Origin of the sequence: Massiliimicrobium timonense, from assembly GCF_042850985.1 — a bacterium.
Lineage (GTDB): Bacteria > Bacillota_I > Bacilli_A > Erysipelotrichales > Coprobacillaceae > Allocoprobacillus.
The window spans coordinates 822,476-836,160 of sequence record NZ_AP031415.1 but is presented as its reverse complement, the minus strand read 5'-3'; the positions used below and the strand labels follow the sequence as shown (position 1 = coordinate 836,160).

The 13,685-nt window shown below is 29.2% G+C and carries 18 protein-coding genes and 2 tRNA genes; 9 read left to right on the top strand and 11 right to left on the bottom strand.

Translation table 11 applies throughout. The features are described 5' to 3' along the window. Positions 1–63: 63 nt before the first annotated feature. Both ACGHJ8_RS04360 and ACGHJ8_RS04355 read right to left on the bottom strand, forming a co-directional pair. Positions 64–429, bottom strand: coding sequence for a DUF6120 family protein (locus ACGHJ8_RS04360; protein ID WP_390541901.1), 366 nt, complete (start codon positions 427–429; stop codon positions 64–66). Further along, positions 422–751 (bottom strand): PadR family transcriptional regulator, encoded by a 330-nt coding sequence (locus ACGHJ8_RS04355; protein ID WP_390541899.1) that lies wholly within the window; start codon positions 749–751, stop codon positions 422–424. The genes ACGHJ8_RS04360 and ACGHJ8_RS04355 overlap by 8 nt, the downstream gene beginning before the upstream one ends. 120 nt (positions 752–871) lie before the next feature. On the opposite strand from ACGHJ8_RS04355, the gene ACGHJ8_RS04350 reads away from it, so the two are divergent. Together ACGHJ8_RS04350 and ACGHJ8_RS04345 are read left to right on the top strand one after the other, a co-directional pair. Beyond that, entirely contained in the window at positions 872–1,849 is a 978-nt protein-coding gene (locus tag ACGHJ8_RS04350) for a hypothetical protein (RefSeq protein WP_390541897.1), read from the top strand. Beyond that, a complete protein-coding gene (locus ACGHJ8_RS04345) occupies positions 1,840–2,265 on the top strand; it encodes a hypothetical protein (protein WP_390541896.1) in 426 nt (141 codons plus the stop codon). Before ACGHJ8_RS04350 ends, ACGHJ8_RS04345 begins: the two co-directional genes overlap by 10 nt. A 249-nt stretch (positions 2,266–2,514) precedes the next feature. Here the strand turns inward: ACGHJ8_RS04345 and ACGHJ8_RS04340 are convergent, their stop codons facing one another. Continuing rightward, positions 2,515–3,177, bottom strand: coding sequence for a helix-turn-helix domain-containing protein (locus ACGHJ8_RS04340; RefSeq protein WP_390541894.1), 663 nt, complete (start codon positions 3,175–3,177; stop codon positions 2,515–2,517). A 199-nt stretch (positions 3,178–3,376) separates the two neighbouring features. On the opposite strand from ACGHJ8_RS04340, the gene ACGHJ8_RS04335 reads away from it, so the two are divergent. The 5 genes from ACGHJ8_RS04335 to ACGHJ8_RS04315 all read left to right on the top strand — a co-directional run bounded on the left by ACGHJ8_RS04335 (position 3,377) and on the right by ACGHJ8_RS04315 (position 7,759). Further along, entirely contained in the window at positions 3,377–3,607 is a 231-nt protein-coding gene (locus ACGHJ8_RS04335) for a hypothetical protein (protein ID WP_087358165.1), read from the top strand. A gap of 112 nt (positions 3,608–3,719) precedes the next feature. Next, a complete protein-coding gene (locus ACGHJ8_RS04330) occupies positions 3,720–4,679 on the top strand; it encodes an AAA family ATPase (protein ID WP_390541892.1) in 960 nt (319 codons plus the stop codon). Between the two features lie 194 nt (positions 4,680–4,873). Further along, a complete protein-coding gene (mobV, locus tag ACGHJ8_RS04325; RefSeq protein ID WP_390541890.1) occupies positions 4,874–6,121 on the top strand; it encodes a MobV family relaxase in 1,248 nt (415 codons plus the stop codon). Position 6,122: 1 nt separating this feature from the next. Further along, positions 6,123–7,454, top strand: coding sequence for a tyrosine-type recombinase/integrase (locus ACGHJ8_RS04320; protein WP_390541888.1), 1,332 nt, complete (start codon positions 6,123–6,125; stop codon positions 7,452–7,454). Positions 7,455–7,486: 32 nt separating this feature from the next. Next, the gene (locus ACGHJ8_RS04315) at positions 7,487–7,759 is read left to right on the top strand and encodes a DUF6809 family protein (RefSeq protein WP_087358161.1); all 273 of its coding nucleotides are present in this window, start codon (positions 7,487–7,489) and stop codon (positions 7,757–7,759) included. Positions 7,760–7,937: 178 nt separating this feature from the next. Here ACGHJ8_RS04315 and ACGHJ8_RS04310 read toward each other — a convergent pair. Together ACGHJ8_RS04310 and ACGHJ8_RS04305 are read right to left on the bottom strand one after the other, a co-directional pair. Further along, a tRNA-Gly gene (locus tag ACGHJ8_RS04310) sits at positions 7,938–8,011 on the bottom strand. 6 nt (positions 8,012–8,017) lie between these two features. Then, positions 8,018–8,094: transfer RNA gene (locus tag ACGHJ8_RS04305), tRNA-His, on the bottom strand. A 572-nt stretch (positions 8,095–8,666) separates the two neighbouring features. On the opposite strand from ACGHJ8_RS04305, the gene ACGHJ8_RS04300 reads away from it, so the two are divergent. Continuing rightward, positions 8,667–9,131 (top strand): hypothetical protein, encoded by a 465-nt coding sequence (locus tag ACGHJ8_RS04300; protein WP_390541885.1) that lies wholly within the window; start codon positions 8,667–8,669, stop codon positions 9,129–9,131. A gap of 30 nt (positions 9,132–9,161) precedes the next feature. Here ACGHJ8_RS04300 and ACGHJ8_RS04295 read toward each other — a convergent pair whose 3' ends face one another. The 3 genes from ACGHJ8_RS04295 to nrdD form a co-directional block, all read right to left on the bottom strand. Continuing rightward, on the bottom strand, positions 9,162–9,479 hold the full coding sequence (locus tag ACGHJ8_RS04295) for a YolD-like family protein (RefSeq protein ID WP_087358159.1): 318 nt from the start codon (positions 9,477–9,479) through the stop codon (positions 9,162–9,164). Next, positions 9,469–10,725, bottom strand: coding sequence for a DNA repair protein (locus ACGHJ8_RS04290; RefSeq protein ID WP_211965157.1), 1,257 nt, complete (start codon positions 10,723–10,725; stop codon positions 9,469–9,471). Before ACGHJ8_RS04290 ends, ACGHJ8_RS04295 begins: the two co-directional genes overlap by 11 nt. 90 nt (positions 10,726–10,815) lie before the next feature. Further along, positions 10,816–11,100 (bottom strand): anaerobic ribonucleoside-triphosphate reductase, encoded by a 285-nt coding sequence (gene nrdD / locus ACGHJ8_RS04285; protein ID WP_211965158.1) that lies wholly within the window; start codon positions 11,098–11,100, stop codon positions 10,816–10,818. A 127-nt stretch (positions 11,101–11,227) separates the two neighbouring features. Between nrdD and ACGHJ8_RS04280 the strand changes: the two genes are divergently transcribed. Then, positions 11,228–11,674 carry an S-ribosylhomocysteine lyase gene (locus ACGHJ8_RS04280; protein WP_390541881.1) on the top strand — a complete coding sequence of 149 codons (447 nt, stop codon included), beginning with the start codon at positions 11,228–11,230 and terminating at the stop codon, positions 11,672–11,674. A 99-nt stretch (positions 11,675–11,773) separates the two neighbouring features. On the opposite strand, the gene ACGHJ8_RS04275 is transcribed toward ACGHJ8_RS04280, so the two are convergent. The 3 genes from ACGHJ8_RS04275 to ACGHJ8_RS04265 all read right to left on the bottom strand — a co-directional run bounded on the left by ACGHJ8_RS04275 (position 11,774) and on the right by ACGHJ8_RS04265 (position 13,677). Beyond that, positions 11,774–12,721, bottom strand: a complete 948-nt coding sequence (locus tag ACGHJ8_RS04275; RefSeq protein WP_211965161.1) for a Gfo/Idh/MocA family protein — start codon at positions 12,719–12,721, stop codon at positions 11,774–11,776. A 96-nt stretch (positions 12,722–12,817) separates the two neighbouring features. Next, positions 12,818–13,174, bottom strand: a complete 357-nt coding sequence (locus ACGHJ8_RS04270; RefSeq protein ID WP_211965162.1) for a hypothetical protein — start codon at positions 13,172–13,174, stop codon at positions 12,818–12,820. After that, positions 13,171–13,677 carry a LytTR family DNA-binding domain-containing protein gene (locus ACGHJ8_RS04265; RefSeq protein ID WP_211965163.1) on the bottom strand — a complete coding sequence of 169 codons (507 nt, stop codon included), beginning with the start codon at positions 13,675–13,677 and terminating at the stop codon, positions 13,171–13,173. Before ACGHJ8_RS04265 ends, ACGHJ8_RS04270 begins: the two co-directional genes overlap by 4 nt. Positions 13,678–13,685 lie beyond the last annotated feature (8 nt).

The window sequence follows — 13,685 nt, the reverse complement described above, 5'->3', positions numbered from 1 at the left end:
ACTTATACATATTAATGATACAAAAAACTTTTTAATAATATTTTTCATTTTATTCATTCCTTTCTATTCCTCAATTACTTCAACAGCTTCTTCAATATAAGCATTTTGAGAATCTCTAACCTCATTATATGTCTTTTGATATATGTACGCCTTATATGAAAAGAATAATGTACATAAAATCAAAAATAGTATGAAAACATTTCTTAACATTCTTACAATTTTTGCTTTTTTAATCAAACCATAAATGCCTTCTTGTTTATAGTATTCAGTGATGATTTCTTCAGGTGTTCCTAATCTTTCAATGATTTCATCATAGGGTGCATCTTCAATATTATCCATAAGTTTACTTAAAAACTGTCGTTCTTTCTTTCCAAAGTAAGAAAATAAATATTTACACTCATTATGATAGCGTTTCATATCCTTATTCATAGTTTTCCTCCATCAAATCATTAATCACTTGAACCATATCTTTATATTCCTGATAGATTTTATCAAGATAGGCTTTCCCTGATTCTTCCAAATGATAATAAACTCTTGTCATTCTTTTTCCCACCAGTTTCTTCTCGCTAGTAATATAACCAAGTTCTTCAAATTTGTAAAGAATTGGATACATTGACCCCTCTTTGACATCTATTTTCCCATTTGTTCTTTCCTTTAATGTATGAGTAATCTCATAACCATAGCAATCTTTTTCTTTCAAAATTCTTAAAAATAACATTTCTAATCGAAAGAAATTATTCTTTTTAGACATGGCATCACCTCTATATAAATTTATCAAATACAAATTTTTATTTCAATATATATTTTATCTATATATTTATTGACATATATTTTTTATGTGCTAAAATCTAAATGAAAGGAGATAATCATTATGAAAAAAAATTACAAATCAAGAATTAAATCAAGTTTAATTGTATTATCATTTTTATCATTGCTTTTATGTAATTTTGGATTGACGAATACTTATGCCAAAACACTAGATATTAATTATTTTAATAATGAATTGGGCATTTCCATTGATGAATCATCCAAAATAAACTTATATGGAGCCAACGATCAAATAGTTGCTTATTTTTTCAATTTAGAAGAGGGAGGTTATATTATAATTGACTGTCAAAATAACGATTATGTTGAATATAGCACCGAATCTGAAAATTTATTTATTATCAATCCCGATAAAAAATATTACTATGGTGGAGCTCTTAATTATTTTGAAGAAGAATCCGCAAATACTATAAGAGAAGTTGCAACAGACACTATTGTAAATAAAAAAATTGCAGTATTAGAACAAAACAATGAAGATATTGAAATGAACATGGATGTTGCACAACCAAATGTAGTATTCCCACCTGGCTCTTTCTCAAGAAAACTTTCTTATAAACCTAGAACATACAATACAAACAAAACAGGAATCTGTGGTTCAACAGCCTCTGCGATTCTATTAGCTTATTACTATGATCATATCAATAAAATATATGTCGATAAAAGTTTAATTACTTCAGATGGCGTAGCTTTAACAAATAAAATGAAATCATATATCGAACCTTCTACTCCTGGAAGCACTTATACATCACTACCAAAAGGATTGAATAATTACCTTTCTAGTAGAGGACTTCAAAAAACTGCAAAGAAAATCAATTTAAAGGAAGGTGCAGAAAAAATTTACAGTAATAAACAGCCTGTTATTGCGGGAGTCACTAATCATCCAACGTATGGGGAACACTGGGTTGTTGCTTATGGCTTCTCTATGAACTCTTTATTAGTTCAATCTTATACAGTAAATAATGGATGGGGACAAAATGAAATAGTTATAAATGCTAAATATTTAGATGGAGCCGTATGTATATAAACATGCGATCAAAAATATCCATTTTAATCATATCAACCATAATATTCAGTATATTTATATTATTTGAAACATCAAATAGTGAAAATATAAATTATAGAGTTGAAAGTATTAAATTAAGTATTTATGGTCAAAATGAAATTCCTTATGAATATTATACAACAAAACAAAAATCCATTAATTATATAGTAAGCAAAATAAATTCAATATCATTACACAATGATAACAAAATAGCAAAAATAAATGAATTTAATCTTCCCAAAACAACTAAATATGTTTTAGAAATAAGTGGAAAAAAATTGTCAAAATATACTTTTGTTAATAATTATGTACTATATAACAATTACATTTATCGTGTTAATAATTGTAATTCTATTATTAATTCAATCGAAGAAGAAATAAGGAAAGCTGTCAATTAAAATTTTATAATATTTATACAACCAAAAAGAGATTATAATAAACAGTTTAAAGGTTATATATAATCTCTTTTTATGTATTTTTATTTAAAACTTTATTATATTAACTAATCTCACTGAAAAAGTAAGATACTTACGTGAAAACATATTTATCAGCAATCTTCTTATATTTAATATTCTAAAATTAATCATTATATCCAAAACGAAAGCCAATGTAGAAAATTTACATTGGCTTTTTTACTCTAATCATTACTATTTTTCTATTTCGTCCAAAAATCTTATCTTATACCCTATCTTTTTAGGAATATACTTTTTCACATATTCAACATCATAATCTTTTTTATCATATGTAATCACAACTTCTTTAATATTTTCAAACCCACTGTTTTCTATTCTAAATATTTCAAAATATAAAACGTTTGATATGTACATATCTTCGTTCATAAATACTTCAGTCCATGAATCCCTATCTAACTTCGTGCGAAACTTAATCCTGAGCATTGACCAATGCTCTTTTTTTATACGTGACCATGAATCTACAATTGTAAAAGTATTTCCAGAGCGTTTTTTATATGCATATCCATCAAAAATCATGACTCCCGTTCTCAAGTGATTAGGAACATTGGGTTTAATTGCTATTGTATAATTATGTGTATTTAAATAACATAAGTAGCGAAGTGATGTCAAAGAATAATCTTCATCAACATCATCTTTCAAAATATCAAAAAGAACATCTTCTTTTGGTTGATTAAGATATTTTGATAATTTGCTAAGAATAGAATCAGTTGGATAAGCTATTCGCCCATTTTTAATATCCATAATATTTCCATAACTGATTTTTGAATCTATGGATAACTGACGAAAAGATATATCCTTTTCTTCTCTTAATTTATGTATATATGTTGTTATTGACATGAATGTTCACCTCGTAAATATTATACATTATTTTTATAAATAAGTATTGCGAAATTCATAATATACTAAAATTTATATAAATATCTATTGCAATAATCATATATAATGGTATAATAAAGTCGTGGTAAGTATTATATGTATTTGATGTTATGAAAAATATATATTTTATGTACCAACATCGAAAGGCAGGTGAAAACATATGGAAATTAGACAAAAATTTTGTACGTATCAGGAACTCGCAGATGCCGTTGGGTGCAGTTATCAACAGATTGCTAAAGTTCATGCAAAACGCATCATTGAATTGTTTGGCATTGATAAAAATAGACTTCCTAAAGCAGGATTACTTCCTATTGAAGCATGTGAACAATACTTTGATGTAACTCATCCTATTGAGAAAAGAAAAGAATCATTCATTCCAACCGCCAAGTAAGAATATGAATGATTCCAAGCAAAGAAACATATTTTTATATGCTCTTTTCTCTTAAAGTATATCAAAGAATATGTTTCTTTTCAAACAAATTTGAAAGGAATAAAGTCAAAATATGAATCATAAACTTTACTCACAAAGCGAATTATTAAATACTCATTTTGAAAATAAACAAGACGATATTCTGGAAGGATTGCTTAAAGTAGGATTGTATATATTTGCCGGTACGAGTAAAATTGGAAAATCTCTATTAACAACGAGCCTAGCTAATGCTGTTGCCAATGGTGAACCATTTTTAAGCAAGAAAACCAAGAAAGGACTTGTTTTATATTTTGATAATGATAATTATGATTTTGAAGCAAAATCAAGGATTAGAGCACAACAATTTCAAGAAAATGACAATGTCCTCTATAATTTTGATGATTCCGGTAGTTTATATGACATCAAAGAATTTATCATGTGTTTTTCAAGAATCAATGAAGTGAGTTTGATTATCATAGATTGCTTAGCTAATCTTTACGAATTTAGTGATGTTGATAATTTTAGTGAAAATTATGCAATGATTAAAGAATTTAGAGATTTCATTGTTAACAAGAATTTATGTTGCGTTATAACTCACCACACAAAAAAGGGAAAAGCTAAATTGCAAGATAGTGTTTTAGGTTCAAAATCGTTAACTTCAGCAACCACAGGAACTATCATCATTGAAACGGAAAATGAATTCAGTACGACAGGTACATTAAATTTTATTTTACGTTCACGCAAAGAGAAAATACCTATCAAAAAAGATAATCATAATATTAATTGGGTTTTTAACGATAGCGATGATGGTGATGAGTTTATTGATCCAAACGTATTGTTGATAATTAAAGCGTTAGCTATCAATGAATCTCATTGCATGAAAGATAACTGTCAAACACTCACTGCTAAAATGAATTTAACTATTAATCCTAAAGGTCTTTATAGATTTCTTGTAAAAAATAAGACAATACTTGATGAAAATCATATCTATTTTTCAAAAGAAAGAAATGGACATGAAAGATTAATAAAATTAGAATTTTCCCCTGAAAAATGACACTTATGACACTTTATAGTGCGTACAATAAAGTGTCATTCTGTCACAAAACAAGAACATTGAAAATAAAATATGAAGCCTATCGGCAATCTTTAAAAAGAAAGACCAAAACATTGGTCTAGCAAGTTATACCAAAATGCTAAAGCCTTTTGGAAACTTGCCCTGCCGGGGGCTTTTGGAAAGGATGAAATCATATGGCTCATGCCCAAAAAATAAAAAAGCAAGGTGTCATTGGATTGGTTATCCATTGTGAAAGACGAGAGGGCTGTGAACTGTCTAATCAGGATATAGATAAAAGTAGAACTCATCTTAATTACAATCTGGCATGTGATATTCAACCAATGAAACCTGAACAGTTTTTAAAGAAAAGAATAAGTGAAGTCAAACACATCAAGAGAGATGATATTATTTATATGGTGGATTGGATTGTGACACTTCCTAAAGATGTACCTCAAGAAGATCAAGAGAAATTTTTTGAATCGACATTCCAATTTCTTACCCAAAAATATAATCAAAAGAATGTTGTCAGTGCTTGGGTACACAATGATGAAGCAACACCACATATACACTTTTCATTTATACCAGTTGTTGAAATAGATGGGATTGAAAGATTGAAATGCAAGGATATTCTCACAAAGAAAGAACTCAAGCGATTTCATCCAGATTTAGGGGCGTTTCTTGAACAAGCCTTAGGTTATATGCCTTCCATTCAAAACAACGCTACAATCAACGGAAATCGCACAATAAAAGAGTTGAAACAACAAGAAGATTTAAGTTTTAAAAAGAGCTTAGAAAACATTTATAAGCATAAAGAAGCAACTCAAAACATTATTGATGAAGCTAATCATATTGATTACAATCCATCCGGTCTGTTGGAAAAGACAAGAACACTTAAAAAATGCAATCAAGTTATTGATGGGCTTAAACATAGCCTAAATCAATATCAAAAAGAAGTATTAGGTTTAACACATCTTGTCACGATTCAAAAAGAAGAACTAGACATGTATAGATCCATGCCTTTAGCAAAACAACTTAAACAAAAGGAAGAAGTTATTCATCATTTATATTCATCAATTGACCATCTCGAACAAAGAATATCTTATGAAGAAAATCAATTTCAAAGATTAAGAGAAAATTATGATGAACTGGAAAAGAAAAACGATTGCCTTAAAGAAAATATCAATCTCTATAAACAATTTGTTTCTTTGTTAGGATTAGATAAAATATTTAGACGTTTCAAACAAATATTTCAAAGAGAACATAATACTATTAATGCCTATGATTTAAAAGAATTGTATCATAAAGCTCAAAATGCCATAACAAGAGTCTTATCTTCTTTAAAGGAAAAAATACATTATTTTGAAGAAAAACATCCACATGAATCATTAGAAATAACAATACAGTCAAAAAACGATCGACAATATCGTGATATGGAGCTTTAAAATGGCAGTATATAAAAATAAATATGGTTTATGGTCGATAAGATTCAAATACAAAGATAATGATAATAAATGGCGACAAAAACAAGTTTATACAGGAAAAAGTGGTTTTGAAACAAAAAAAGAAGCGTTAGAAAAAGAATCAAAAGTTAAATATGATATAGAAAGAAAATTATTAAAGACTCAAGAAGAAAACAATCAAAAAACACTCAAAGAAGTTATTGATGAAGTTATTTTAGATTGTCAGTATTATATGAAAGAAACTTCTATCAAAACAACCAAACAGGCATTACAACATGCTAAAAATTTATTTGATAAACCAATTGTAAGTATCACTTCACAAGATTTAAGACAGATTATTCTTTCATTAGAAAAGAAAAATCTAAGTATCGCTACCATTGATAAAATCTATTACAAACTTAACCTTGTCTTTAAATATGCTTTAGAAAATGAATATATTCAGACAAATCCTTTAAGAAAAGTACGAAGAATTAAAAAACCTGATGAACTCAATCAAACCAATTATAATGTATGGAAGCCTTCAGAATTCCAAGAGTTTATCTATAATGTGAAAGAACCCCTATATTATACGTTATTCTCATTACTTTATTATACAGGTATGCGACGTGGTGAAGCTTTATCATTACAGTGGAAACATATTGATTTGAAAAAGGGAACTATTAATATTCAACAGACTCTATCCAATATTCATTCTGTCAAAGAAGAAGTCTTAACACCACCTAAGACAAAAAATTCAACACGACTAATTTGTATACCTCAAATTCTCATCAATATATTAGAGAAATGGTATCAAATAGAAAGTCAAAAAATCAATTTTAATCAAGATGCTTATGTTTTTGGTTTTATCTATCCCCTTGCCCGAAATACAGTTCATAATCAATTTAGAAAGCATTTAAGAATCGGTTCTAAAGGCTATGGATATACGTATGCCTCTTGTTTAAGTGGAAAAATAAAAATTGGTGCAACTGTGATGTTAGATGGAAAAGTTTATTACAATGAGGAGAAAAAAGGTGGATATAAAGAATGGAAGATACATGTGAAAATCAAAGACATTATTAACAATCCATATGGATTGAATTATGTTGTAGAAATTGCATTACCCTACTTACGTATACATGATTTAAGACATAGTTGTGTATCTTTAATGGTCAATAATGCAAAAACACAACAATCTTTAGTTGCTATGGCTTATCACTTTGGACACAGTGTCGAAACAATGCTGAACACATACTCTCATTTATTTACAGAAACTGAACAGGCTCTTATTCAGGAGTTTGATCAGGTTATTGAAAATCAATCAACCTCTATAAAATAGAGGTTGATGATCATGATGGGAGGAAATATATAATGAATGATTTTATAAAAGATTTATATTTTGGAAGATTTATACCTAGCGAAAAAGAAATGCCTTATACAAAGGAATATCAAACAGCATTAAAGCACAATGAAGATACAATTAATCAGGTATTACAAATCATGAAAGAAAAACAAATTCAAAATTCTGAAAAATTAATTGATGAAGTCATTAATTCTTGGATAGATGTAGATAACTTTGTTATACTTAATGCTTTTGAAGATGGTATAAAACTAGGTTTAGAACTAGGAAGATTGGTAAAATAAAAGAATTTGGTGCAAATTTGGTGCAAAAAAAGAGATTCTATATAAAAAATCCATCCTTTTAAAGAGTGTATAGAAATAAATTTTGAACCAAATAGACTCATCAAACAAAAAATATTTATTTGAATTTTGTGTTTGAAAACAAAAAAAAGCCCTTAAAATAAGGACTTTATTGTTTCAATGGAGCGGGTGATGGGAATCGAACCCACGTAGTCAGCTTGGAAGGCTGAAGTTCTACCATTGAACTACACCCGCATACTCTGGGGCGGACGATGGGAATCGAACCCACGAAATGCCGGAGCCACAATCCGGTGCGTTAACCACTTCGCCACGTCCGCCATATTGTTTTATCTCAATTAGGCAAGTACAAGTATATAAGATTTTCAATCATTTGTAAAGATATTTTTTCATTTTTTAGAAAAAAATATTTTCAAATATCATTTTATCCTCTCTTTACATAAAATTTACATGATAATCATGTTTGATTATCAACAATTTGTTATATTAAATAAGAATAAGGAGCGCTGATAACTTATGAAATTAACAACTTATAAAAAGATTATTGAAATTTTGATTATAATCATATCTATCCTCATGATCATGCTCTGTGCTATGTATACCATTGATCAAGATTTTTATAACTTACCTATCATTGTACTCGTAGCTATTATAGGTATCATATGGATTATATCACTTATTTGTCATTTTATTTTATGGAGATGTCCTTATTGTCATCATAGGGCAAGGTTTCTACCATTTTCAAATGATAGTATTTTTTGTTCTTATTGTGGACATAAAATAATATAAATACAAAGAAATTCACAAAACATACACTTCTTTTTGTTATAATAAATACAAAGAAGGTGATGATCATGAAAAAGAAATTATTATTTATATTAGGATTTATCATTTGTGTGGGGGGATTTACTGGCTTATTCATTATGATTCCAAAGAAACAACCAAACCTATAGAAAAAACAAAACAACTCATTAACGAAAAAGACATCATATTAGAGCCTGTTCAGTATTCTTCCAATCATCTGATAACATCTTTATCCATTTCTCCCGAAAGTCTTTATGTTGTTGATAATTCACAATATCTCCAACATTATACCGTTACTGTTAAATTATTTAAAAACACTTCTGATAATCTTTATATGTCTTTCGATCCTATAGAATGGGATATTCATTCAACTTTAGATATTGATTATTCTCTTGATAAAACTCTCATTCAAGATAAAAACAAATTAAAAGATTTCGAATCACAATTAGAAAAAATGTCCAATAATGAATCACATGATCTAACATATGGTATAGACATAACTTCTTCACAAGAGCAGACACATGAAATTCATTTTGTTGGCACCCTGAAATAAAACAAGGAAGATCAATTTGTCTTCCTTGTTTTATTTCATAATCTCAATATCTCTGATATCATAAAATTCTATTCTTTGATTATCTATAAATAAAACTTTACGATAATCTATATCTATTTGAGTAATCATTCCTTGAATTGTTTGATATTGTTGATGGTGATAATAAACAATATTCACAACCATACCTTTTTGAAGCTGTTGAAATAAACAATTCAGTCTTTCACATTCATCTTCCAGCAATTCTTTTCTTTGTACAGGCTTTTTTTCTTTTTCACGAAGATATTCTCTAAATCCCTTTAATGAATCAAAGGGTTGAAACTGAGTGGATTGATCATGATTATTGTGCATTGTGTCCTCCAATTAACTGATGACGCTTTCTTGCGGTTGCTTTATCTAATATGTTCATTGCTTTTAAAACGGCATCCTTCCCATATTGATTCTTAATATGAACAATAGCCTGTTGTAGTTGTCTTTCTTTTTGAATATCTTCATAGTCTGTAAATAAATCATATGCTTCATATCTTTCATCTTTTACATCTCCAAAAGCGATTGAAATCTTTCTAATCAGTTGATTTCTAAATGTTGTAGATTGAAACAATTCAATAAACTCTTTCACAAGTAAACGACAAGAGTTTGTCACAACACCCATTGTACGACTTCCACCTGTAGAAGGCAGTGAAGCATCCACATATCTGACATGTAAAGAAATGTGATTTGTGACTAATCTTTGTTCTACCAGTTCTAAAGCATTATCTTCCACCATTTCTTTTAAAACAAGCAATCCATCATGAAAATCATAATCACCAAATAAAACTTGACCATTGGAAATAGAACGATGGCGTGGTTGATAACTTTTAATTTGTTGGAGCGTTGCAGGTTCTTTGCCCCATGCATGTTGAATTAAAAAACGAGCATTCACTCCAAACTCCTTATATAAGATATCTTGTGGACACATGGCAACATCCTGCATCGTCATCAGTCCATGTTTATGAAGTCTTTTTTCTATCCCTTTTCCAATTTGCCAGAAATCAGTAAGCTGGGTATGATTCCATAAAGTCTTCTGATATAATTCTTCATCCAGATAAGCAATATGACTTTGATTGTGTTTGGCTGTAATATCCAAAGCCACTTTCGCAAGATAAAGATTTGTTCCTACTCCTGCTGTTGCCGGAATACCTGTTTTTTGATAAACCTCATCAATAAGCATTTGTGCCAGTTCTTTTGCATTCTTATTATAAAAACGTAAATATTGCGTCACATCAAAAAAAGCTTCATCTATCGAATAAACATAAATATCATCAGCACTTATATATTTTAAATACAAACCATAAATATTCGCAGAATATTCCATATAAAGTTTCATTCTTGGTTTAGCCACAATATAATGAAGATGTCTTGGAATTTCAAATAAACGACATCTGTTTTTTACACCCAGTTGTTTCAAATGTGGTGAAACAGCCAGACAGATTGTACTTTTTCCTCGTGAACTATCAGCAACAACCAAATTGACCTGATAGGGATTCAACCCTCTTTCTACACATTCAACAGAAGCATAAAAACTCTTAAAATCAATGCATAAATATGCTTTATTCATATTCTCACCACCCTTACATGGCTATTATACAAAAGAAAAGTTGCATATTCAATCTTATTTATGCAACTTTTCTATACAATATTTTCCATTTTAAAGTTGATGTTTCACTCGATCATGTTCCTCTGTCCTTTTCGCATCATTAAAACGATCCAACGTTCCCACCAGATATCCTGTAATACGACGAATTCTTTGCATAGGTTGAGGCTGTAAATGATAATGCATATCTACAAAATCACCATCAATTGTTAATGTTAAAGCTGTTAAAGTATCCTGAGGGAATTTTTGTTTGACATATTGAATGTATTCTTTAATTTCTTCTTCACACATTTCACCGTTTAATACTTCAACTTCTACATTATCCAAAATATCTTTCATCTTTGCCACCTTCTTTTCTTTTATTATAGTCAATAGAACTGAAAAAAACAAACAAAATGAATCATCTCCTCTTGAAAAAAGAGAGAGCTATTTATACAATAAGAAAGACAAAGAGAGGTGCATAAAATTGGAAAGAATTACAAGTTTTAGTGTTGATCATACTCAACTGAAAAAGGGAGTTTATATTTCACGTATTGATGATCATCTAACAACATATGATATTAGAATGTGTGAACCAAATATTGATAAACCTTTAGACCCTAAAGCTGCTCATACGATTGAACATATTGGGGCAACCCTATTAAGAAATGGGAAATATAAAGAACATATTATTTATTTTGGTCCAATGGGATGTATGACAGGATTTTATCTAATTACAAAAGATTTAAGTTTTGATACAGTAAAAACTCTTGTGAGAGATACGTTTGAAACAATTGCAAATTGGAATCAAGATATTCCTGGAGCTAAAAAAGAAGAATGTGGCAATTATACTTATATGGATTTAGATAAAGCGAAACAATCTGCTTCATTCTTTATTCATAGTCAATGGGAGCATGAATATCATTATCTTTAAAAACACAAAGAATCTAAAAGAATAAACATCATTCTTCTAGATTCTTTTATTTGATATCTTAACATCATTATCAAAACAACATACTTTTTAATCATCTTTTTAAAAACTTTGTCGAATTTTTTCAATCATATCAATACAGTCAATAGAATCCTGTAAACTCATATGTGGACTTTCTATAAGCTTCGCTTGTAAACAGCGATGAACTTCTTCAATTTCACCAAAGAAATCATCATTGATATAAGGTTTTTCAATCTGATGCGATGTTCCTGTAGCATCAATAATTGTGGCTTGTGTAGGACGATAAAAGGGCTGTGCTAAAATTGTTCCTTTGGTTCCTTTTATTTCTAAGATAGAATCTTTCTTTTCATCAAAAGCCATTTCCATCAAAGCTTTTTGTCCACTTTCAAAAGTGATTGTTACCTTTTCATGACAATCAACGCCATAACGAAATTGCACTTGAGAATCAATTCTGGCAACTGGAGAATGAATATAATCTAAAGTGCTGGCCACATTATAACTTCCAACATCATTGAGAATACCACCTTGTTCTTGATCAAACAAATAATGTCCTTCTAAATAATCCCTGTCATAACAAAAGCATGTTTCAACACTTAACAATTCACCAATTTCTTTGTTCTCTAAACACTCCTCAATATCTTGAATCAAAGGAATAAAACGTGTTTTCATGGCTTCCATAAAAAATGTTTGATTCTTGATTGCTTCCTGTTTTAAATCTTCCATTTGCCATTTATAAAGTGTTGCTGGTTTTTCACAAAGAACAGCTTTATGATGTTGTAAAGCTTTTTTAGCCCAACGATAATGATCAATATGCCTCATTGCCAAATATACAGCATCTACATTTTCATCATTTAATAAATCTTCATAATCATGATAAACCTTAACATCCGGATGTTCTTTTAAAAATTCCTCACATTTGCTTTCTGTATAAGAAGCAGCTGCATATAATTGACCATTTGTACTCTTTTCTAAACTTTTTATAAAACGTTTGGCAATATTTCCTATTCCCAATATTCCCCATTGAATCATATAGCCTTACCTCCATACATTCATTATACACCTTCCCTATCTATTTTGAATATAATTTATACAAGAATAAAACTGATTCAAGGAGATTCTACATGCTTATAATGATTTATTCATTTGATAATAGCGCCAACCATCTCGACATATATAAAAGAGAAGAAACAGTATAATAGCACTATAATATAAAGATTGTAAATAAGCCACTAACATGATGGCAATAAGACATAGAAAAGCCATGACTTTTTGAATCTTGAAACGATGTATATAAACTTCTTTAAACATTTGCCAGGCTTCTAATAAAATCGTTAAGCAGGCTGATAAAACCAGACAATAAATCAGACTCTTTTGAAAAGCAGACGAATAGTTTGTATAAAGATATCCCTGTCCCAAGAGATTTCTTATAATAACCAGATAAATAAAGCTGATGCCATAATGAATGCCTATTCTCTCTTTCATAAAGTATCCCTCCTTAACGTTTCCATAAAATCCTTTACATAATAACGTGTCAATAACAGCTTTTTTTGACTTTTTAAGGTCAGAATATATCTTCTTTGAACCTCTGGTATAATACTCTCTATCTTATGAATATTGACCAAAGTTGATTTATTAATTCTGACAAAACCATAAGGTTTCAGTTTTTCCTCTAATTCATAAAGCTTCTGATAGATCTGATATTGAAGATGTTCACTATGAACAAAAGCTTCCTGTGAATAACCTTCAATGAAATCAATCTGTTGAGGTAAAAGTTTGTATTGTTTTTCATCAGCATAACCGAGAACATATTTTTGATGCAAACTCTGTAAGTATAAAATTAGATCTTCTATATGTTCCATAGAAAAGTAATAACACATACCTTCATAATCAAAACCTTTTTCTACAATGACAATATCTAACTGCTGATATTCTCTTAGCATAGATTTTAAAGTATCAAGATGATCGGGTGCACATATGATTTTCATAGGACTTC